Here is a 19607-nt window from a genome sequence, read left to right on the forward strand (position 1 = left end):
TCAGCAAGCAACCCGGTCCGTCATGACGGGCCGGCGGGTCGGCTCCGGCCCGCCGGTGCCGGGGTGCTGACCTCGCGTGGTTCGCCAGCGTCGACCCGGCGCGTCGGCCCGACCGACACCCGGCGGTGCTGCCCCGTCACCGCCTCCCGAGCCGGCTCGGGGCCGCCTCCCGAGGCCGGCGCGGCGTCGTACTCAGGCCGCTTGCCGGCGCCCTGCTCTCGGCGCTGGGCGGCGGAGACGGCGAGTTGGGCCACCCGGCGGCCGTCCAACGTGAGCACCCGCAGCAGCCAGCCGGCCGGAAGCTCGGCCGGATCGGGTGCGCCGACCTCGGCGGGCTCACCCGGCACCGGCACCTCGTCGCCGGTCACCGGGAGCCGGCCCAGCGCGGCCATGACGAACCCGCCCACCGTCTCGTACGGTCCGGCGGGGAGGGCCACCCCGGTCCGCTCGGCGAAGTCAGCGAGGTTGAGGCGGCCGTCCACCACGGCGGGCAGGCCGGCACACTCCGGGTCCGCGGTGGCGTCGTCCTCGTCGTGGATCTCACCGAAGAACTCCTCGACGAGGTCCTCCAGCGTGACGATCCCGGCCGTGCCGCCGTACTCGTCGACCACCACAGCGAGGTGCTGGCCCTCCCGGCGCATCTCGGTCAGCGCGGCGAGCACCCGTTTGCTGCCCGGGAGCCGCTTCACCTCCCGGGCCAACTCGCCGACGGTGACGCACGGGTCGGCGTCCGGGCGCAGCAGGACGTCACGGAGGTGCACGAAGCCGACCACGTCGTCGTGCGTGCCGTCGGTGACCGGATAACGGGTGTGCGTTTCGGCGCGGACCAGTCGGGAGGCTTCGACGATGGTCATCCGTGCCGGGAGGAAGACCACCTCGGTGCGCGGCATCATCACCTCGCGGATCAGACTGGCACCGGCCACCAGGACCTCGTCGATGATCCGTCGCTCGTCCGGGTCGAGCACCGTGTTCGCCGCGACAAGGTCCCGCAGATCGGCCTCGGAGATGTGTTCCCGACCGGCCGTCGGACCGGTCCCGAGCAGATCGGTGACGAGTCTGGTGGCGCCATCCGCGGCGCGAACCAGCACCCGGGCTACGCCCCGGGCGAGCGGGCCAGGGTCGCGGCGGGGGTGTGCCCGCGCGTTTCGCCGGAGCCCGGTACGGGCCGCTTCCCGCATGACAGAGATGGTAGACACCGTGGGCCCGCCGCACCGGGGATCAGGCGGAGCGGCGGAGAGATGTTCGGCTCTGTTTAATCATGAGAGATTATGATGGAATGGGGTTGGCGGTGGCGACGGCGAGAGCGACGGCCACCGCCCTAGTGTGATCACCGAAGGGCCACGTCCCGGGCGGGCCAGGCAGGAGGCAACGACGTGAAACTGCTCGTCACCGGGGGCGCCGGCTTCATCGGGAGCGTGGTGACCCGGATGCTGCTCGACGCCGGTCACCAGGTGGTCATCCTGGACGACCTGCGTACCGGCCACCGCGAGGCCCTCGCGCCGGACGCCACCCACGTGGAGGCGTCCATCCACGACGCTGCCCAGGTCATCACCGCGGACGCCGGTTTCGACGGGGTGCTGCACTTCGCCGCCCTGATCGCCGCCGGCGAGTCGATGGTCAAGCCGGAGCTGTACTGGCATAACAACACCATCGGCACGCTCGCCCTGATCGACGCCGTCCGGGCCGCCGGGGTGCCCCGGATGGTCTTCTCCTCCACCGCCGCCGTCTACGGCAACCCCACCGAGCTGCCCATCACCGAAAGCGCGGTCAAGGCACCCACCAACACGTACGGCGCCACCAAGCTCGCCGTCGACATGGCACTCACCTCCGAGGCGATCGCGCACGGGCTGGCCGCCGTGTCGCTGCGCTACTTCAACGTGGCCGGCGCCCACCTCGACGGTGACATCACCCTCGGCGAGCGGCACGATCCGGAGACGCACCTGATCCCGATCGCACTGGACGTCGCCGCCGGCCGGCGGGACAAGCTCCAGCTCTTCGGTGACGACTACCCCACGGTGGACGGCACCTGCGTCCGCGACTACATCCACGTCGCCGACCTGGCCCGCGCGCATCTGCTGGCGCTGGACGCGGCCACCGGCGGTCAGCACCGGATCTACAACCTGGGCAACGGCAACGGCTTCACCAACCGCCAGGTCGTCGACGTGGTCCGCGAGGTCACCGGGCACCAACTGCCCGTCGAGGTCGCGCCGCGCCGCGAGGGCGACCCGGCCGAGTTGGTCGCATCCTCCGCACTGGCCCGCGACGAGCTGGGCTGGGTGCCGCAGAAGCCGACCCTGCACGACATGGTCGGGGATGCCTGGGCGTTCTACCGCACGCACATCCTGGGCCAGCCATGACCCACCCGAGCAGTGATGTCGCCGAGCGGGCCGCGGCCGGCTTCTCCGCGCAGTTCGGTGCCGAGGCGACCGGCCGCTGGGCCGCTCCTGGGCGGGTCAACCTGATCGGTGAGCACACCGACTACAACGAAGGTTTCGTGCTGCCCTTCGCCCTGCCGATGCGCACCGTCGTCGCCGCCGACCGACAGGACGGCGAGCACTGGACGGCCTGGTCCGAGCTCTCCGGCGAGTCGATCACCTTCGACGCGGACGACGTCGCCGAGCCGGGTCGCGTCTCCGGCTGGGGCGCGTACGTCGCGGGTGTGGTCTGGGCGCTACGCGAGGCCGGTCACCCGGTGCCCGGCGCCCGGCTGGCGATCGCCTCCGACGTGCCGCTGGGCGCCGGGCTCTCCTCCTCGGCCGCGCTGGAGTCGGCAGTGCTGGCCGCCCTGCTCGACCTCGGCGAGCTGGAGCTCGCCCCGGAACTGCAACCCCGGCTGGCGCAACGGGCGGAGAACGTCTACGTGGGCGCGCCCACCGGCATCATGGACCAGTCCGCGGCGATCCGCTGCCGCGCCGGCCACGCCCTCTTCCTGGACTGTCGGGACGAATCCGTCGAGCACATCCCGTTCGACCTCGACGCCGACGGGCTGGCTGTGCTGGTCATCGACAGCCGCGCGCCGCACCGCCACGCCGACGGGGAGTACGCGGCCCGCCGACGCTCCTGCGAGGCCGGGGCCAACGCGCTCGGTGTCACCGCGCTGCGGGACGTGAGCATCGACCAGCTCGACGCCGCACTGGCACGGCTCGACGACGAGGAGACCCGGCGACGGGTCCGGCACGTGGTGACCGAGGACCAGCGCGTACTGGACACGGTGGCGTTGCTCCGCGCCGCCCGGGTCCGCGACATCGGCCCGCTGCTGACCGCCTCCCACGTCTCGATGCGCGACGACTTCGAGATCACCGTCCCGGAGATCGACACCGCGGTCGAGGCAGCGTTGGCAGCCGGCGCGCTGGGTGCCCGGATGACCGGCGGCGGCTTCGGCGGCTGCGTGCTCGCGCTGATCGAGGCTGACAGTGCCGACGCGGTAGCCGCTGCCGTGTCCGACGCGTACGCGCAACGAGGTTTCACCGCCCCCGGCACCGTGACGGTCCTCCCCTCCCCCGGCGCCACCCGCCTGCCCTAACCCCCCACCGCCCCAGCCCCGCCCGGGGCCGGCGGGCGGAGGGAGGGGCGGCTTTGGAGATCGCTGGTTCATGGATGTAGTGGCCTCGCCCAATGGGCGAGGCCACTTCATCCTGGATCGAGCGCGATCTTGCGCGCGGGCACGGGCCGGCGCGGGTTGGGGTTAGCTCGCTTCGACGATCATGGCGGCGCCTACCGTGCGGTTGGTCGCCTCGTCGATGATGACGAAGCCGCCGGTGGTGCGGTTACGGCGGTACTCGTCGGCCAGCAGCGGCACCGTCGTGCGCAGTCGCACCCGACCGATCTCGTTGAGCCGCAGTTCGTCGGCGGACTCGTCGCGGTGCAGGGAGTTGATGTCCAGCCGGTAGTGCAGCCCGCGCACGATCGCCCGTGCCGACCGGGTGGTGTGCTTGATCGCGTACCGGCCGCCGACCCGTAGCGGGGCCGTCTCGTCCATCCAGCAGACCATCGCCTCGATGTCCTGGGCCACCGCCGGCGCGTTGTTCGGCCGGCAGATCAGGTCACCCCGCGAGATGTCGATCTCGTCGGCCAGTCGTACCGTCACCGACATCGGCGGGAACGCCTCCGCGACCGGCCCGTCGGCGGTCTCCACGGCGGCGATCCGGCTGGTGAAGCCGGAGGGCAACACCATCACCTCGTCGCCCGGCTTCAGCACGCCGGAGGCGACCTGGCCGGCGTAGCCGCGGTAGTCGGTGACAGTGGTGGACTGCGGACGGATCACGTACTGCACCGGGAACCGGACGTCGACCAGGTTGCGGTCGCTGGCGATGTGCACCCGCTCCAGGTGGTGCAGCAGCGACGGGCCCTCGTACCAGGGCATGTTGTCCGACCGGGTGACGATGTTGTCGCCGCGCAACGCGGAGACCGGCACCACTGTCAGGTCCGGTACGTCGAGCTTCGCCGCGAACGCGGTGAACTCGTCGGCGATCCGCTCGTAGACCTCCTGCGACCAGTCGACGAGGTCCATCTTGTTGACACAGAGGACCAGGTGCGGCACCCGCAGCAGCGAGCAGAGGAACGCGTGCCGGCGGGACTGCTCGACGAGGCCCTTGCGCGCGTCCACCAGGATCAACGCCAGGTCCGCCGTCGAAGCGCCGGTGACCATGTTGCGGGTGTACTGGATGTGGCCCGGGGTGTCGGCGATGATGAACTTGCGCCGGGGGGTGGCGAAGTACCGGTACGCCACGTCGATGGTGATGCCCTGCTCCCGCTCGGCACGCAGACCGTCGGTGAGTAACGCCAGGTTGGTGTATTCGTCACCGCGAGCCGCGCTGACCGCCTCCACGGCGGCCAGTTGGTCGGTGAAGAGCGACTTGGTGTCGTAGAGCAGCCGCCCGATCAGGGTCGACTTCCCGTCGTCCACGCTGCCGGCGGTGGCGAACCGCAGCAGGTCCATCGGCCGGGCCTCCGGCCCGGCGCCGGCACCAGCCCGCGCGTCCGCGCTCGCGGCGGCCACGATCTCGGTACTCATCAGAAGTAGCCCTCCCGCTTGCGGTCCTCCATGGCGGCCTCGCTGACCCGGTCGTCACCACGGGTGGCGCCACGCTCGGTGATCCGGGTGGCCGCCACCTCCTCGATGACCTTCTCCACGGTGTCCGCGTCGGAGCGAACCGCGGCGGTGCAGGAGGCGTCGCCGACGGTGCGGTAGCGCACCTGTGCCTTGAACCGCTCCTCACCCGCGCGGGGGCGGAAGAACTCGTTGACGGCGTAGAACATGCCGTCCCGTTCGATCACCTCGCGCTCGTGCGCGTAGTAGATCGACGGCAGCGGGATGCGTTCCCGGGCGATGCAGTGCCACACGTCCAGCTCGGTCCAGTTGGACAGCGGGAAGACCCGGATCGACTCGCCCGGATGGTGCCGGCCGTTGTACAGCGACCACAGCTCCGGCCGCTGGTTCTTCGGGTCCCACTGACCGAACTCGTCGCGGAAGCTGAACACCCGCTCCTTCGCCCGGGCCTTCTCCTCGTCCCGGCGGGCGCCACCGAACAGCGCGTCGAAGCGGTGCTTCTCCACCGCGTCCAGCAGCACCGGCGTCTGGATCCGGTTGCGCATGCCGTCACCGGACTCCCGGACCATGCCACTGGCCAGGGCCTCCGGCACGCTCGCCACCACGAGTTGCAACCCCAGCTCGGCGACCCGTTGGTCGCGGTATTCCAGGACCTCGGGGAAGTTGTGCCCGGTGTCGACGTGCATCACCGGGAAGGGGATGTTGGCGGGGGCGAACGCCTTCTGCGCGAGCCGCAGCATGACGATCGAGTCCTTGCCACCGGAGAAGAGCATCACCGGGCGTTCCATCTCGGCGACCACCTCGCGCATCACGAAGATGCTCTCCGCTTCCAAGGCGTCCAGGTGGGAGACCTGGTACGCCGCGGGGGTGGTCATGACACCGGCTCGATTCGCTCGCTCATCCGATTTCCAGACCTTTCCGGTCGGACATGTCAAGAAAGTGCGCTCAGGCTACCCGGAATGTTTCTGCAGCGCTGCAAGCAACCGGGTGGCGAGATCCTTGCGGCAGACCAGGAGGTCGGGCAGCCGCGGATCCGCCTCGTTGTATTTCAGCGCAGAACCGTCGATCCGGGAAGCGTGCAGTCCGGTGGCCGTCGCCACAGCGATCGGGGCCGCCGAGTCCCACTCGTACTGCCCACCTGCGTGGATGTACGCGTCCACCTCGCCGGTGACCACTGCGGCGATTTTCGCGCCGGCCGAGCCCATCGGCACCAGGTGCGCCCCGACGTCCTCGGCCAGATCGGTCAGGAAGACCGGCGGACGGCTCCGGCTCGCGGCCAGGCGGATCTTCCGCTCGCCGGCCGTCGCCGCCTCCACGGTCATCGGCGGGTACGCCGGCGGGTAGTCGGTGCCCAGCACCCGGTGCTGCGCCGGCAACCCCACCGCCCCGGCGACGAGCCCGTGCGGGCTCGGCGCGTTACGCGCCCAGAGCGCCACGTGGACCGCCCAGTCCGAGCGGCCCTCCTCGGAGAACTCCCGGGTGCCGTCCAACGGGTCGATGATCCACACCCGGTCCGCGTTCAGCCGGGACACCGCTCCGGTGTTGACCTCGGCGGCCCAGGCCAACCGCGACCCCTCGTCCTCCTCGGAGAGCACCGCGTCACCCGGACGCCACTTCGCCAACTCCGTGCGGATCAGGTCGTGCGACACCTTGTCCCCGGCCGACTTCAGCGCGCCGGCGTCGGCGAAACCCATCTCCGTGCGCAGGTCGAGCAGCGCCTGGCCGGCCCGGGACGCCAACCATCGGGCGAACGCGCCATCGATCATCGGAGGACTGCTCATCTGCCCGCTCCCGTCGCCTCGCCGCGCTGCCCGCACGGGCCGATCCGCCGCGACTCGCGTCGCCGGTCGCGGCACGCTGAAAGGCGCAGACTACCGGCCCGCCGTTTCCGATTCGGGTACGCCCCGCCCGGCTCAGCCGCCGTGGTAGAGGTTCTGGGTCGGCTCCACGCCCTTGACGATCACCGACTCCACCATGTCGGCGGCCCGGTCCACCAGGAAATCCAACTCCTTGCGCTCGGCCGCGCCAAAATCCGACAGCACGTAATCCGCCGGATCCTGCCGCCCCGGCGGTCGGCCGACGCCGAACCGCACCCGGGCGTAGTCCTTGGTCCCCAACGACTTCGACATCGAGCGCAGGCCGTTGTGCCCGCCCTCGCCGCCGCCGAACTTGACCCGCACCTGACCGAAGTCGATGTCCAGCTCGTCATGCACCGCGATCACCTGCGCGGCCGGCACCTTGTAGAACTGTGCCAGGGCGGCGACCGGCCCGCCGGACAGGTTCATGTACGTCAGTGGCTTGACCAGCACCAGCTTCGGCCCACCGAACCCCAGCCGCGCCTCGGCCACCTCGGCCACCGCCCGCTTGTGCCGGCCGAAACGCGCACCCACCCGCCCGGCCAGCAGTTCCGCCACCATGAACCCGACGTTGTGCCGGTTGCCGGCGTACTCCCGGCCCGGGTTGCCCAGGCCGACCACCAGCCACGGCCCCGCCTCGTCTGTCACGACCCGACCCTTTCGACGCCCAACGCAGTGACTCCCGATATGCCGACAGGCGCCCCCGAACATCCGGGGACGCCTGTCGCACAGTACGAACCGATCAGGCCTCGGTGCGCGCCTCGGTCGTCTCGGCGCCCTCGGCCGGGGCCTCGTCCGCGCCCTCGGAACCCTCGGTGGTCTCGCCGACCTCGGCCTCGGCCTCGTCGGTGGCAACCTCGACGTCGGGCAGCGTCGCCTCGAGCTGCTCGGCGGTCGGGGCGGCGGTCACCGACGCGACGGTCAGCTCCGAGTCGGCGGCCAGCTCGACGCCGGCCGGCAGCGTGACATCGCCGGCGGTCACCTGGGTGCCCGCCTCCATGCCCTCGATCGACGCCTCGAGGTGGTCCGGAACCTTGGTGGCGTCCGCGGTCACCGACAGGGTGTCGTGGTCGTGGACGATCAGGGTGTCGCGGGCGGCCTCGCCGGTCAGCTGGACCGGGACCTCGACGGTGACCTTCTCGCCCCGGCGGACCAGGATCAGGTCGACGTGATCGAAGGTGTCACGGATCGGGTCACGCTGGATCGCCTTCGGCAGCGCCAGCACCTGGGTGCCGTCGGTGATGTCGATCGCGAAGAGCTGGTTGGCACCGCCCTTGCGGATCGCGGCGGCGAACTCCCGCGACGGCAGCGCGATGTGCTTTGGCTTCTCGCCGTGGCCGTACAGCACGGCGGGCACCTTGCCGGCCCGGCGGGTACGGCGGGCACCACCCTTGCCGAACTCGGTACGGGGCTCGGCGCTGATCTTTACCTCGGACACGGGGAAACTCCTGATGCTTTTCGCTGCGGCGGCTTGTCGTCTAACGGTGCTGGGCGAGGGGCTCGCTGGGGCTCATGCGTCATGAACGACTGCCCGGAGCACCGCGTCGATGACGGTGCCTCCGTGCGGCGCTTTTCAGCGGCCCGCCGGGCACCCTCGCCGTGGCAACCGCACCAGTCTACCCGAGCTGTTTCCAGGGTTTCCGGCAGTCCCCGATCACGGCTCAGGACCGGCGCGTCGGTGGCGCTCCCACCAACGTGCCGGCCCCGTTTCCACCAGTTTGCCCCAGCCCCGCCCCCACCGGCACGCCGAGTGGGGAAACAGGGCTCAGGCTCAGCTCAGGCCACCGAAGAGGGTCGTCACCGAGCCGTCGTCGAAGACCTCGCGGATCGCCCGCGCCAGCAGCGGCGCGATCGACAGCACGGTGAGCTTGTCCAGTTGCTTCTCCGGCGGGAGCGGCAGGGTGTTCGTCACCACGATCTCGCTGATCGAGCTGTTCTTCAGCCGCTCGGTGGCCGGGTCGGACAGCAGCGCGTGGGTGGACGCGACAACGATCTCCGCCGCGCCCGACTCCTTGAGGATGTCCGCGGCCTTGGCGATGGTGCCACCGGTGTCGATCATGTCGTCGACGATCAGGCAGACCCGGCCCTCCACCTCGCCGACGACCCGGTTCGCCACGACCTGGTTCGGCTTCATCGGGTCACGGGTCTTGTGGATGAACGCCAGCGGGCACCCGCCCAACCGGTCGGTCCACCGCTCGGCCACCCGCACCCGGCCCGAATCCGGTGCCACCACCGTCATCGGCCGGCCGGCGTACTTGTGCTCCACGTACTCGGCGAGGATGTCCATCGCGAAGAGGTGGTCCACCGGGCCGTCGAAGAAGCCCTGGATCTGCGCGGTGTGCAGGTCGACGGTGAGGATGCGGTTCGCGCCGGCGGTCTTCAGCAGGTCCGCCACCAGGCGGGCCGAGATCGGCTCCCGACCACGGTGCTTCTTGTCCTGGCGGGCGTACGGGTAGAACGGCAGCACCACGGTGATCCGCTTGGCCGACCCCCGCTTCAGCGCGTCCACCATGATCAGGGTCTCCATGACCCAGGTGTTCACCCCGTGCGTGACGGACTGCACCACGAAGGCGTCCGAACCACGTACCGAGTCCTTGAACCGTACGAAGATCTCGCCGTTGGCGAACTCGTACGCGTCGGCGGGCGTCGGCGCGACGCCGAGCACCTCGCCGATCTCCTTGGCCAACTCCGGAAAGCCACGTCCGGAAAAGAGCATCAGGCTTTTGCGGTTTTCGGCGACGATGCTGCCCATGGGCCCGTCTGCTCCCGTTATGTCGGCGGTACCCGACCCGGTGGTGGTGGGTCGGGGACTATTCGGTTGCAGTATCTCCCGCGCCGGATGCGCCGCCCACCGTCTCGGTCGCCCCGTGGATTGCCTCACTGTGGCTTGCGGCACCAGTCGTACCGGCCACACCCTTCGCGTCGCGGGCGCGCTGCGCCGCCTCCGCCGCGGCAGTGCCGGCGCGCCGCTTGACGACCCAGCCCTCGATGTTGCGTTGGCGCGCCCGGGCGACGCCCATCGCCCCGGCCGGCACGTCGTCGACGATCACCGAACCAGCCGCCGTGTACGCCCCGTCGCCCACCTCGACCGGTGCCACGAACATGTTGTCCGCACCGGTCCGCGCGTGGCTGCCGATCACCGTGCGGTGCTTGTTGACCCCGTCGTAGTTCACGAAGACGGACGCGGCGCCGATGTTGGTCTGCTCGCCGATCGTCGCGTCGCCGACGTACGTCAGGTGCGGCACCTTCGCGCCGGCACCGATCTGCGAGTTCTTCACCTCGACGAACGTGCCGATCTTTGCCTTCTCGGCCAGCTGGGCGGCCGGGCGCAGGTACGCGTACGGCCCGACGGTCGCGCCCGCGCCCACCTCGGCGCCGACGGCGTGGCTGCGGATCACCGACGCGGCGGGGCCGACGATCGTGTCGATCAGGGTGACGTCCGGCCCGATCAGCGCACCCGCGCCGATCACCGTGCCGCCGCGCAACTGGGTGTTCTGGTCGATCACCGCGTCCCGGTCCAGCGCGACCGTCACGTCGATCCAGGTGGTGGCGGGGTCGAGCAGGCTCACCCCGGTGCGCATCCACGCCTCGTTGATCCGGTCGCGTAGCAGCCGACGCAGCGTGGCCAGCTCCACCCGGTCGTTGCAGCCCAACGTCTCGACGTGGTCCACGGCGACGTGCACCGCCACCGGCTCGCCGGCGGAACGAAGCAGACCGAAGACGTCGGTCAGGTACTCCTCGCCCTGGTCGTTGTCGGTGGAGAGCTTGCCCAGCGCCTCGCGCAGCCGCACCGCGTCGAACGCGTAGATGCCGGCGTTGATCTCCCGGATCGCGCGCTGCGTCGTGTCGGCGTCGCGCTCCTCGACGATCTGTTCCAGGCGCCCGTCGGCGTCCCTGACGATCCGCCCGAGGCCGGTCGGGTCGGGCACCTCGGCGGCCAGCACCGTTGCCGCCGCGGCGGCCTCCTCGTGCGCGGTCACCAGCGCGCCCACCGTCTCCGGCCGCAGCAGGGGTACGTCACCGTTGATCACCACGACGGTGCCGGCACCTTCCGGTACGGCCTCCAGTGCGATCCGTACGGCATGCCCGGTGCCGAGCTGCTCGGCCTGGAGCACCGGAGTGGCGTCCGGGGCGATCTCGGACAGGTGCGCCCGCACCTGGTCGGCGCCGTGCCCCACCACGACGACGGTGCGGTCCGCGTCCAACGGGGCGGCGGCGCTCAGCACGTGACCGACAAGCGTCCGGCCGAGCAGGGGGTGCAGCACCTTGGGCAGTGTCGACTTCATCCGCTTGCCCTCACCGGCGGCAAGCACGACGACGGTACGGAGGTGGGGCTGGGGCACGACGTGGCTCCCGTCGGGACGGCGGACACTCTCGCGGCCATGCTAGCCGCGAGGCCCGGCACGTTCCCCTCTTACCCCCACCGGGCCCCAAAACGGACGCAGGTGGGCAGCTCGGCCGCCAGGGTTCGAACCTGAAATACGGGTACCAAAGACCCGGGTGTTGCCAATTACACCACGGCCGATCACCGACGCGAGCACGTCGCACGGGGGATGGACACCCCGCCGCTACACCTTAGCGCCCCGGCCGTCGGGCGCCAGCGCTCATCCCACCGCACGGCGAGCGGTCGATGCCGTGAACCGTCCACTGGTGGTCGACCCGCACTCCGGCCACCCCCTCCCCGGGATCGACCGGATCCCCGCCACCGGGCCGTCTGACCTGCGACTTCAAGCGGTTACGCGAAGGCGATTCCAAACTTCCCCGTGCGATCTACGATGCCGTAAGTTACGGTGACGTAGGCGTAACTTAGTGATCGTCTCCATCCCCCTGCGAGGTCGCATGTCCACTGCTGTACTCGATCCCAACACCGCCGCCCCCGGCCCCAAACCACTCACCGACGGCAGCCAGTCCCCCGGCATCCTGGCCGCCCTCTGGGCTTTCGTGGTGATCCCCTTCGTCGCTCTGCTGGTCGCCGTTCCGGTGGCGTGGGGCGGCTGGCTCGGCTGGACCGACGTGATCATCGGCCTCGTCTGGTACGTCGTCTCGGGGCTCGGCATCACCGTCGGCTTCCACCGCTACTTCACGCACGGCTCGTTCAAGGCCAAGCGGTGGCTGCGGGTGACTCTGGCGGTCGCGGGTTCGCTGGCGGTACAGGGCGAGATCATCCAGTGGGTCGCCGACCACCGGCGCCACCACGCGTTCTCCGACCTGGAGGGTGACCCGCACTCGCCGTGGCGCTTCGGCACCAGCTTCTGGGCGTTGACCCGGGGCCTGTTCCACGCACACGTGGGCTGGCTCTTCCGCCGGGAGCTGTCCAACCGAGGGCGTTTCGCACCGGACCTCATCGCCGACCGGGACATCAGCCGGGTCGACCGACTCTTCCCCGCGCTGGTGGCCATCTCGCTGCTCGGCCCGGCGCTGATCGGTGGCCTGGTGACCTGGTCCTGGCAGGGCGCGCTGACCGCGTTCTTCTGGGCCGGGCTGGTCCGCATCGGCCTCCTGCACCACGTCACCTGGGCGATCAACTCGGTGTGCCACGTCTACGGTGAGCGTCCGTTCGCCATGCGCCAGGGCGACCGCGCGTCGAACTTCTGGCCGCTGGCGATCCTGTCGTTCGGCGAGAGCTGGCACAACCTGCACCACGCCGACCCGACCAGCGCCCGGCACGGCGTGTTGCGCGGTCAGGTGGACATCTCCGCCCGGGTGATCTGGTTGTTCGAGAAGACCGGCGCGGCAACGCAGGTGCGCTGGCCAAAGCCCGAGCGCCTCGCCGCCAAGCTGGTGAAGCCGGTCGCACCCCGCTGAAACCGGGCGGTGCACGAGGATGCCGCCTGGCAGGATGGCCGGGTGACCGAGCCATGCGGGGGACCAGGCGGCTCGGCCGGCGGGGAGCCGAGCCCGATCCGGGTACGGTCGAACGGCGCGTCAGGGCGGTCGAACCGCCCGACAGTTAGGCGACGACGTGAACGGGCACAGCGGAGGAACCATTCCACGGCAGGGCGTCACCGAGCGCCAGCAAGGCGGCGACATGCCTGAGGTCAGCGACGACCCGGCGACGGCTGTCGGCGGCCGACGGGCGACGCCGACGGCCGCACCGAAAGCCAAAGCTCCCTCCCGGGTCCGCATGTCGGCGGCCCAACGCCGGGAGCAGTTGATCGCGACCGGCCGGCAACTCTTCGCAGAGCGCGGTTTCGACGCCACCTCCATCGAGGAGGTGGCGGCCCGCGCCAAGGTCTCCAAGCCGGTGGTGTACGAGCACTTCGGTGGCAAGGAAGGGCTCTACGCGGTGGTGGTGGACCGGGAGGTCCGCGCCCTGCTGGACCGGATCACCACGGCGTTGACCGCCGGGCATCCGCGGGAGCTCCTGGAACAGGCGGCGCTCGCTCTGCTGACCTACATCGAGGAGGAGACCAGCGGTTTCCGGGTGCTGGTCCGCGAGTCGCCGCTGATGTCCGGCACGGCCACCTTCAGCAGCGTCATGAACGACGTGGCGCACCAGGTCGAGCACATCCTGGGCGCCGAGTACAAGAGCCGCGGGTACGACCCGAAGCTCGCCGAGCTGTACTCGCAGGCGCTTGTCGGCATGGTGGCGTTGACCGGTCGCTGGTGGTTGGAGGTGCGTAAGCCGCGCAAGGAGACGGTGGCGGCGCACCTCGTCAACCTGGCCTGGAACGGGTTGTCGCACCTGGAGGCCAAGCCGACGCTGATCACCGCGCGGCGCAACTGACCCCGATCAGCGGCGGTGGACGTCGGCCACCGGGTGCTTGCGGTGCTCCAACTCCGCCTCGGCGGACTCCGGTGGGCCGACCTTGTCGTAGAGGCCGGTGCCGAGCAGGATCAGGCCGAACAGCATCGACACGATCACTGTCGACATCGAGAAGTTGAGAAAGTTCCCCCCGGTCTGCAGCACCGACATCATCAGAATGCTGGTCACCAGGAACACCACGCCCGCCGTGAGGTTCATGTAGTGGCCGAGGTTGGAGCGCCGCGAGGCCCCGATGATCAGAACGACCCCGAAGACCACCGAGGCCAGCGAGAAGGCCAGGTTGGTCCGGAGCCCGAGGGCCCAGGTGCTGTTACGGGCGAAGAGCGGGTCCCCGATCGTCTCGGCGACGCCCCACACGCCGAAGACCAGGATGTAGACGCCGATCAGCCCGGAGAGGACCCGGTAGAGCGGCCGTGCCGGATGGTTGACCGGAAAATGCGGCATACCCAGACCCCCTGAAATGACCGTTTCAGGGGAATTGTCGCCCAGGGCAGACCCAACTGTCCGAAGAACCCCGATGCCGGAAGGGTCCGCCGAAAGGCTGGACCGGGTCAGGTTTTCGCCGGAGCCCGAGCTGCGCAGGGATCAAGCCTGACCGCCCGGAGCAGCTCGGGCTCCAGCGAGAACCCACGGCCGCAACCAATGATCAGAGAACGAGACGAGCCTTGTGGAACGCCTCCGCCTCATCATCCGTGCCGACCTTGCCGTACATGCCGACCATGAGCAGCACCAGGGCTGCCGTCATCACCACGACCACGGTGGTGATGCTGAAGTTGAAGAAGTTGGCGTCGGTCCGGATGAACGCGAGACCGGCCAGGCTGACCACCATGAGGCCGTACGCCAGCCACTGGTTGATCGCCACGTCGATGTTGCGGCCGAGCGCGGTGCCGACCAGCACGACGACCCCGACCAGCACGCTGAACAGCGAGAAGCCGAGGTTGGTGCCCTGACCGAGGACCCGGGTGTCGTCCTGGGCGAGGATCTCGTTGCCGGTGCTGGCGATGATGCCGAGCACCCCGAAGACGACCAGGTACAGACCGGTCAGCCCGCCGATCGCCCGGTAGATCGGCCGCGCGGGGTGGTTGACGGGGGTGTGTGCCATGTCTGTGTCTCCAACGCCGTGGGGTAGGTGTCGCCGACGATTGTCTCGCATGTGGTGGTGTGACGCCGCACACGGGGGCCGGGCCGGCGCGCCCGGCCGGTCAGCTCTCGGGCAGGTCCTCGGCGAGGGTCATCCAGCTCTCCTCGATCCGCTCCCGTTCGGCGCGCAGATCCTTCAGCTGGGTGTCCAACTCGGCGACCCGGGCGTAGTCGGTGGCGTCCGCCGCGAGCTGATCGAGCAGCGTGGTCTCGCGCTGGTCGAGCTTGCTGAGCTGCCGCTCCAGCCGGGTCAGTTCCTTGCGGGCCTGACGGACCTCGGCGGCGGTCATGCCGCCTCCCGAGGGCGCACCGGGCGCGGAGGTCGAGGTCACGCCCGCCCGGGGAGAGCCGGCCCGCTCGGCGGTCCGCGCGAGGTACTCGTCCACACCGCCCGGCAGGTGCACCAGTCGACCGTCGCCGAACATCCCGTACGCCGTGTCGGTGACCCGCTCGATCAGGTAGCGGTCGTGGCTGGCCACGATGATCGTGCCGGGCCACGAGTCGAGCAGGTCCTCCAGCGAGGCGAGGGTGTCCGTGTCCAGGTCGTTGGTGGGCTCGTCGAAGAGCAGCACGTTGGGCTCGCCGGCCAGCAGCCGCAGCATCTGCAACCGGCGGCGCTCCCCACCGGAGAGATCACTGACCGGGGTCCAGAGCCGGCGGTCGTCGAAGCCGAACACCTCGGCGAGCTGCGAAGCGGAGACCTCACGGTCGCCGAGCTGGACCCGGCGGGCGACATCCTCCACCGCCTCCAGCACCCGCAGGTGCCCGGGCAGCTCGGTGAGCTCCTGGGAAAGGAAAGCGGGCCGCACCGTGGAGCCGGTGCCGAGGCGACCGCCATCGGGGCGGGTGATGCCGGCGAGCATCCGCAGCAGCGTGGTCTTGCCGGCGCCGTTGGCACCGAGGATGGCGATCCGGTCGCCGGGGCCGACGAGCCAGGAGGTGTCGCGCAGGATCTCCTTCGGGCCGGCGTGCAGCTCGACGTTCTCCAGCTCGTACACCTGCTTGCCCAGGCGGGAAACCGCCATCCGCTGCAACGACATGGTGTCGCGCGCCGGCGGCACGTCGGCGATCAACGCGTTGGCGGCGTCGATGCGGAACTGCGGCTTGGAGGTCCGCGCAGGCGGGCCACGGCGCAGCCAGGCGATCTCCTTGCGGAGCAGGTTCTGCCGGCGGGCCTCGGTGGCGGCGGCGACCCGCTCGCGCTCCGCGCGGGCGAGGGTCCAGGCGGCGAAGCCGCCCTCGTAGGCGCGGACGGTCTGGTCGGCGACCTCCCAGGTGGTGGTGCAGACCGCGTCCAGGAACCACCGGTCGTGGGTGACCACGACGAGGGCGCCCTTGCGGCCGACCAGGTGCCGGGCCAGCCAGTCGACCCCGCCGACGTCAAGGTGGTTGGTGGGCTCGTCGAGGATGAGCAGGTCGGAGTCGCGCACGAGCAGCGCGGCGAGCGCCACCCGGCGGCGTTCGCCACCGGACATCGGGCCGACCGGCTGGTCGAGGCCGAGGTGCGGCATGCCGAGGCCGTCGAGGATGGCCCGCACCCCGGAGTCGCCGGCCCACTCGTGCTCGGCGCCCATGCCCTCGGCGAGCCAGGCGGTGCCGAGCACCACGTCCCGGACGGTCGCCTCGGGAGCGAGGGTGAGCTGCTGCGGCAGCCAGAGCACACGCAGGTCACGGCGGTGGGTCACCCGACCGTCGTCGGGGTCCTCCTGCTTGGTGAGCAGCCGCAGCAGGGTGGACTTCCCGGCGCCGTTGAGGCCGACCACGCCGATCCGGTCGGCGTCGTCCAGGCCGAGCGAGACGTCCGTGAGCAGCCGCCCGGCGGCGCCGTACCCCTTGGACACCCGGTCCAGATTGACGATGTTCGCCACGTTCCACCCTTCATGATCAAGGCGTCCCGGTGCCGGCGGGCACCTGGACGCCTGTCCCAAGGGTACGCGGAAGCCCCGAACGCCCGCGCCGCGCGCCGGCAGCTCCGGTGGAACGGGTCGTCAGCCGACGCGAGCGCCGGCTACCGGACCGTGCGCGACCCGCGCCTCCCGGCAGACGCCCGCGGTGGTCAGCTCGGCGGCGATCCGCTCCGCGTCGGCCGCGGTGGCGGCGAGAAACACGCAGGTCGGACCGGAGCCGGAGACGATGCCGGTGAGCGCGCCGGCCGCCTCGCCGGCCTTCAGAGTGTCGGCCAGCGCGGGGCGCATGGCCAGCGCGGCGTCCTGGAGGTCGTTGCCGAGCGTACGGGCGAGCACGCGGGGGTCACGCTGGCGCAGCGCGCCCAGCAGCGCGTCGGTGCTGCCCAGCGGAGTACCGGCGGCACCGGAGTCGCGGAGCCGATCCAGCTCCCGATATGCGGCCGGCGTGGAGAGGCCGACGTCGGCGATCGCCACCACCCAGTGCCAGGAGGTGGCGCGGGCCAGCACGGGGCTGACCGCCTCGCCCCGGCCGGTGCCCAGCGCGGTGCCACCGTAGATCAGGAACGGCACGTCCGAGCCGAGGTCGGCGGCGATGCCGGCCAGCTCGTCGCGGGACAGCCCGGTGCCCCAGAGCGCGTCGCAGGCCACCAGCGCGGCGGCCGCGTCGGCGCTGCCGCCGGCCAACCCACCGGCGAGCGGGATCTGCTTGCGCAGGTGCAGTCGGGCGTGCGGCAGCACCCCCGCGTACCCGGCGAGGGCGTGCGCGGCACGGATCACCAGGTTGGTGTCGTCCAGGGCCAGCTCGCCGGTGCCCTCACCCTCCATGGTCAGGGCGAGGGTGTCGCCCCGGCGGGCCGTCAGCTCGTCGTAGATCGAGATGGCGTGGTAGACGGTGTTCAGCTCGTGGTAGCCATCCCGGCGCAGCGGGCCCACCCCGAGGTGCAGGTTGATCTTCGCGGGCACCCGTACCCGCACCGGGCCGATGGCTCCGCGTCGCTCGTCGTCGTCCGGTCGCCAGGCCTCGGTCACGGGGTGATGTCCCGCACGGGCAGGCGGATGTCGAACGGCTTGGCCACGATCAGCTCCTCAGCTTCCTCGGCGGGCACGGCGTCAGCCTACTTCCCGGCCGGCGTACCGACCGGGGCCGACGCGGCGATGGCGGCGAACTGCTCGACGGTCAGTGACTCCCCACGGGCGCCGGGGTCGACGCCGGCGGCGGTGAGCGCCGCGGCGGCCCGATCCGCGCCACCGGCCCAGCCCGCCAACGCGGCGCGCAGGGTCTTGCGCCGCTGCGCGAACGCCGCGTCCACCACGGCGAAGACCCGCTCCCTCGGTACGTCGATGCGGGGCGGCTCGTGGCAGGTGAAGGCGACCAGGCCGGAGTCGACGTTGGGCACCGGCCAGAACACGTTCGGCGGCACCTTGCCGGCGCTCCGGGCCTGGGCGTACCAGGCGAGCTTCACCGACGGGATGCCGTACACCTTGGAGCCGGGACCGGCGACGAGCCGGTCGGCGACCTCCTTCTGCACCATCACCAGGCCGTGGCGCAGGGTGGGCAGCACGGCGAGCAGGTGCAGCACAACGGGCACGGCGACGTTGTAGGGCAGGTTCGCCACAAGCGCCGTCGGTGCCGGGTCGCCCAGTTCGGCGGCGGCGATGCGCAGCGCGTCCGCACGGTGCACGGTGAGCCGGGCGGCATCGCCCTCGGCGTGCCGGGCGACGGTCTCCGGCAGCGCCCCGGCGAGCACCGGGTCGATCTCCACGGCGTGCACGTGCCCGGCGACCGGCAGCAGCCCCAGGGTCAGAGAGCCGAGCCCGGGCCCCACCTCCAGGGCCACGTCGTCGGGGGTGAGGCCGGCGGCGGTCACGATCCGGCGCACCGTGTTCGGGTCGTGCACGAAGTTCTGGCCCAGCTTCTTGGTGGGCGCGACGCCCAACCGGGCGGCGAGTTCCCGGATCTCCGCCGGGCCGAGCAGGCTCACCACGGGCCGAAGGCCCGCTCGCCGGTGGCGGAGATGGCCGCGCACAGCTCGTCCAGGTCGCTGCCGGTGGTCGCGGCGAGCGCGCGGACGGTGAGCGGAATCAGGTACGACGCGTTCGGCCGGCCCCGGTACGGCATCGGGGTGAGGTACGGGGCGTCGGTCTCCACCAGCATCTGATCCAGGGGGGTGAGCGCGGCGGCCTCGCGTAGCGCCGTCGCGCTGCCGAAGGTGACGGTGCCGGCGAAGCTCAGCAGGTAGCCGCGGCGGACGCACTCTCCGGCGAAGTCGGCGTCGCCGGAGAAACAGTGCAGCACCACCCGGTCGGGAGCGCCCTCGTCGTCGAGGATGCGCAGCACGTCGGCGTGCGCGTCACGGTCGTGGATGACAAGCGTCTTGTCGTACCGCTTGGCGATGGCGATGTGCGCCCGGAAACTGTGCTCCTGCGCGGCGCGCCCCTCGTCGCCGGTCCGGAAGAAGTCCATTCCGGTCTCGCCGATCCCCCGGACCCGGTCGCGGGCAGCGAGTGACTCGATCTCCCGCAGCGCCTCGTCGAGGTCGCCGAGCCGGGGTGCCTCGTTGGGGTGCAGCGCCACGGTGGCCAGCACCGCGGGGTACTCGTCGGCGGTGTCCGCGCCCCAGCGGGACGACGCGACGTCCACGCCCACCTGGACCAGCCGGTCCACGCCGACCTTGGCGGCCAACGCGATGGCCACGGCGACCGGGTCGTCGGCCGGCCCGCCGCCGGGCACACCGGCCTCGCTGACCGTGATGTCCAGGTGGGTGTGGCTGTCCAGCACCGCCCGGGGCAACGACTCGGGGGCAGGCGGAAACTCTCCGGCCCGCCGGGCGGCACGCTCGCGGCGGGATTCAGTGGGCTCGCTCATCAGCGACAGCATCACACACCGG

General features: G+C 71.2%; 18 protein-coding genes and 1 tRNA gene. 4 read left to right on the forward strand and 15 right to left on the reverse strand.

The window, feature by feature from the left end; all coding sequences use genetic code 11:
* Positions 1–20: 20 nt before the first annotated feature.
* Positions 21–1178 carry a hemolysin family protein gene (locus ACIBEF_RS13125; protein ID WP_396793602.1) on the reverse strand — a complete coding sequence of 386 codons (1158 nt, stop codon included), beginning with the start codon at positions 1176–1178 and terminating at the stop codon, positions 21–23.
* Between the two features lie 195 nt (positions 1179–1373).
* Here ACIBEF_RS13125 and galE point away from each other — a divergent pair, with 195 nt between their 5' ends.
* Complete coding sequence (gene galE, locus ACIBEF_RS13130) at positions 1374–2357, forward strand: UDP-glucose 4-epimerase GalE (RefSeq protein ID WP_396793603.1); 984 nt, start codon at positions 1374–1376, stop codon at positions 2355–2357.
* Positions 2354–3523, forward strand: coding sequence for a galactokinase (gene galK, locus ACIBEF_RS13135; RefSeq protein WP_396793604.1), 1170 nt, complete (start codon positions 2354–2356; stop codon positions 3521–3523). Before galE ends, galK begins: the two co-directional genes overlap by 4 nt.
* Positions 3524–3685: 162 nt before the next feature.
* On the opposite strand, the gene ACIBEF_RS13140 is transcribed toward galK, so the two are convergent.
* The 8 genes from ACIBEF_RS13140 to ACIBEF_RS13175 form a co-directional block, all read right to left on the reverse strand.
* Positions 3686–4939 carry a GTP-binding protein gene (locus tag ACIBEF_RS13140; protein WP_355010213.1) on the reverse strand — a complete coding sequence of 418 codons (1254 nt, stop codon included), beginning with the start codon at positions 4937–4939 and terminating at the stop codon, positions 3686–3688.
* Between the two features lie 74 nt (positions 4940–5013).
* Positions 5014–5925 (reverse strand): sulfate adenylyltransferase subunit CysD, encoded by a 912-nt coding sequence (cysD, locus tag ACIBEF_RS13145; protein WP_396793605.1) that lies wholly within the window; start codon positions 5923–5925, stop codon positions 5014–5016.
* 75 nt (positions 5926–6000) lie between these two features.
* Complete coding sequence (locus ACIBEF_RS13150) at positions 6001–6831, reverse strand: 3'(2'),5'-bisphosphate nucleotidase CysQ (protein WP_357227769.1); 831 nt, start codon at positions 6829–6831, stop codon at positions 6001–6003.
* Between the two features lie 132 nt (positions 6832–6963).
* Positions 6964–7554 (reverse strand): aminoacyl-tRNA hydrolase, encoded by a 591-nt coding sequence (gene pth, locus ACIBEF_RS13155; RefSeq protein ID WP_396793606.1) that lies wholly within the window; start codon positions 7552–7554, stop codon positions 6964–6966.
* 94 nt (positions 7555–7648) lie between these two features.
* On the reverse strand, positions 7649–8344 hold the full coding sequence (locus tag ACIBEF_RS13160; protein ID WP_396793607.1) for a 50S ribosomal protein L25/general stress protein Ctc: 696 nt from the start codon (positions 8342–8344) through the stop codon (positions 7649–7651).
* A 333-nt stretch (positions 8345–8677) separates the two neighbouring features.
* The gene (locus tag ACIBEF_RS13165) at positions 8678–9658 is read right to left on the reverse strand and encodes a ribose-phosphate diphosphokinase (protein ID WP_030329105.1); all 981 of its coding nucleotides are present in this window, start codon (positions 9656–9658) and stop codon (positions 8678–8680) included.
* Positions 9659–9716: 58 nt separating this feature from the next.
* A complete protein-coding gene (gene glmU, locus ACIBEF_RS13170) occupies positions 9717–11249 on the reverse strand; it encodes a bifunctional UDP-N-acetylglucosamine diphosphorylase/glucosamine-1-phosphate N-acetyltransferase GlmU (RefSeq protein WP_396793608.1) in 1533 nt (510 codons plus the stop codon).
* A 110-nt stretch (positions 11250–11359) separates the two neighbouring features.
* Positions 11360–11431: transfer RNA gene (locus ACIBEF_RS13175), tRNA-Gln, on the reverse strand.
* Between the two features lie 314 nt (positions 11432–11745).
* On the opposite strand from ACIBEF_RS13175, the gene ACIBEF_RS13180 reads away from it, so the two are divergent.
* Together ACIBEF_RS13180 and ACIBEF_RS13185 are read left to right on the forward strand one after the other, a co-directional pair.
* Complete coding sequence (locus ACIBEF_RS13180) at positions 11746–12711, forward strand: acyl-CoA desaturase (protein ID WP_396793609.1); 966 nt, start codon at positions 11746–11748, stop codon at positions 12709–12711.
* Positions 12712–12934: 223 nt separating this feature from the next.
* On the forward strand, positions 12935–13633 hold the full coding sequence (locus ACIBEF_RS13185; protein WP_396793610.1) for a TetR family transcriptional regulator: 699 nt from the start codon (positions 12935–12937) through the stop codon (positions 13631–13633).
* A gap of 6 nt (positions 13634–13639) precedes the next feature.
* Here ACIBEF_RS13185 and ACIBEF_RS13190 read toward each other — a convergent pair whose 3' ends face one another.
* From ACIBEF_RS13190 to ACIBEF_RS13215, 6 genes are all read right to left on the reverse strand, one after another.
* Complete coding sequence (locus tag ACIBEF_RS13190; RefSeq protein ID WP_396793611.1) at positions 13640–14116, reverse strand: DUF4383 domain-containing protein; 477 nt, start codon at positions 14114–14116, stop codon at positions 13640–13642.
* A gap of 202 nt (positions 14117–14318) precedes the next feature.
* The gene (locus tag ACIBEF_RS13195; protein ID WP_396793612.1) at positions 14319–14774 is read right to left on the reverse strand and encodes a DUF4383 domain-containing protein; all 456 of its coding nucleotides are present in this window, start codon (positions 14772–14774) and stop codon (positions 14319–14321) included.
* 100 nt (positions 14775–14874) lie between these two features.
* Positions 14875–16680: an ABC-F family ATP-binding cassette domain-containing protein gene (locus ACIBEF_RS13200; protein ID WP_396793613.1), complete on the reverse strand. Its 1806-nt coding sequence runs from the start codon at positions 16678–16680 to the stop codon at positions 14875–14877.
* 120 nt (positions 16681–16800) lie between these two features.
* Positions 16801–17748, reverse strand: coding sequence for a 4-(cytidine 5'-diphospho)-2-C-methyl-D-erythritol kinase (locus ACIBEF_RS13205; RefSeq protein ID WP_357208226.1), 948 nt, complete (start codon positions 17746–17748; stop codon positions 16801–16803).
* A gap of 86 nt (positions 17749–17834) precedes the next feature.
* Positions 17835–18704, reverse strand: coding sequence for a 16S rRNA (adenine(1518)-N(6)/adenine(1519)-N(6))-dimethyltransferase RsmA (gene rsmA / locus ACIBEF_RS13210; RefSeq protein ID WP_357261650.1), 870 nt, complete (start codon positions 18702–18704; stop codon positions 17835–17837).
* The gene (locus tag ACIBEF_RS13215; RefSeq protein WP_396793614.1) at positions 18698–19597 is read right to left on the reverse strand and encodes a TatD family hydrolase; all 900 of its coding nucleotides are present in this window, start codon (positions 19595–19597) and stop codon (positions 18698–18700) included. The genes rsmA and ACIBEF_RS13215 overlap by 7 nt, the downstream gene beginning before the upstream one ends.
* Between the last annotated feature and the right edge of the window lie 10 nt (positions 19598–19607).

Origin of the sequence: Micromonospora sp. NPDC050795 (genome assembly GCF_044456785.1) — a bacterium.
Classification (GTDB): Bacteria; Actinomycetota; Actinomycetes; order Mycobacteriales; family Micromonosporaceae; genus Micromonospora.

Coding starts and splice junctions, on each gene's coding strand:
- ACIBEF_RS13215 (WP_396793614.1), bottom strand. CDS start 19,597: ATGCTGTCGCTGATGAGCGAGCCCACTGAATCCCGCCGCGAGCGTGCC.
- ACIBEF_RS13165 (WP_030329105.1), bottom strand. CDS start 9,658: ATGGGCAGCATCGTCGCCGAAAACCGCAAAAGCCTGATGCTCTTTTCC.
- ACIBEF_RS13180 (WP_396793609.1), top strand. CDS start 11,746: ATGTCCACTGCTGTACTCGATCCCAACACCGCCGCCCCCGGCCCCAAA.
- ACIBEF_RS13140 (WP_355010213.1), bottom strand. CDS start 4,939: ATGGACCTGCTGCGGTTCGCCACCGCCGGCAGCGTGGACGACGGGAAG.
- ACIBEF_RS13125 (WP_396793602.1), bottom strand. CDS start 1,178: ATGCGGGAAGCGGCCCGTACCGGGCTCCGGCGAAACGCGCGGGCACAC.
- ACIBEF_RS13195 (WP_396793612.1), bottom strand. CDS start 14,774: ATGGCACACACCCCCGTCAACCACCCCGCGCGGCCGATCTACCGGGCG.
- galK (WP_396793604.1), top strand. CDS start 2,354: ATGACCCACCCGAGCAGTGATGTCGCCGAGCGGGCCGCGGCCGGCTTC.
- cysD (WP_396793605.1), bottom strand. CDS start 5,925: ATGACCACCCCCGCGGCGTACCAGGTCTCCCACCTGGACGCCTTGGAA.
- ACIBEF_RS13190 (WP_396793611.1), bottom strand. CDS start 14,116: ATGCCGCATTTTCCGGTCAACCATCCGGCACGGCCGCTCTACCGGGTC.
- ACIBEF_RS13185 (WP_396793610.1), top strand. CDS start 12,935: ATGCCTGAGGTCAGCGACGACCCGGCGACGGCTGTCGGCGGCCGACGG.
- ACIBEF_RS13150 (WP_357227769.1), bottom strand. CDS start 6,831: ATGAGCAGTCCTCCGATGATCGATGGCGCGTTCGCCCGATGGTTGGCG.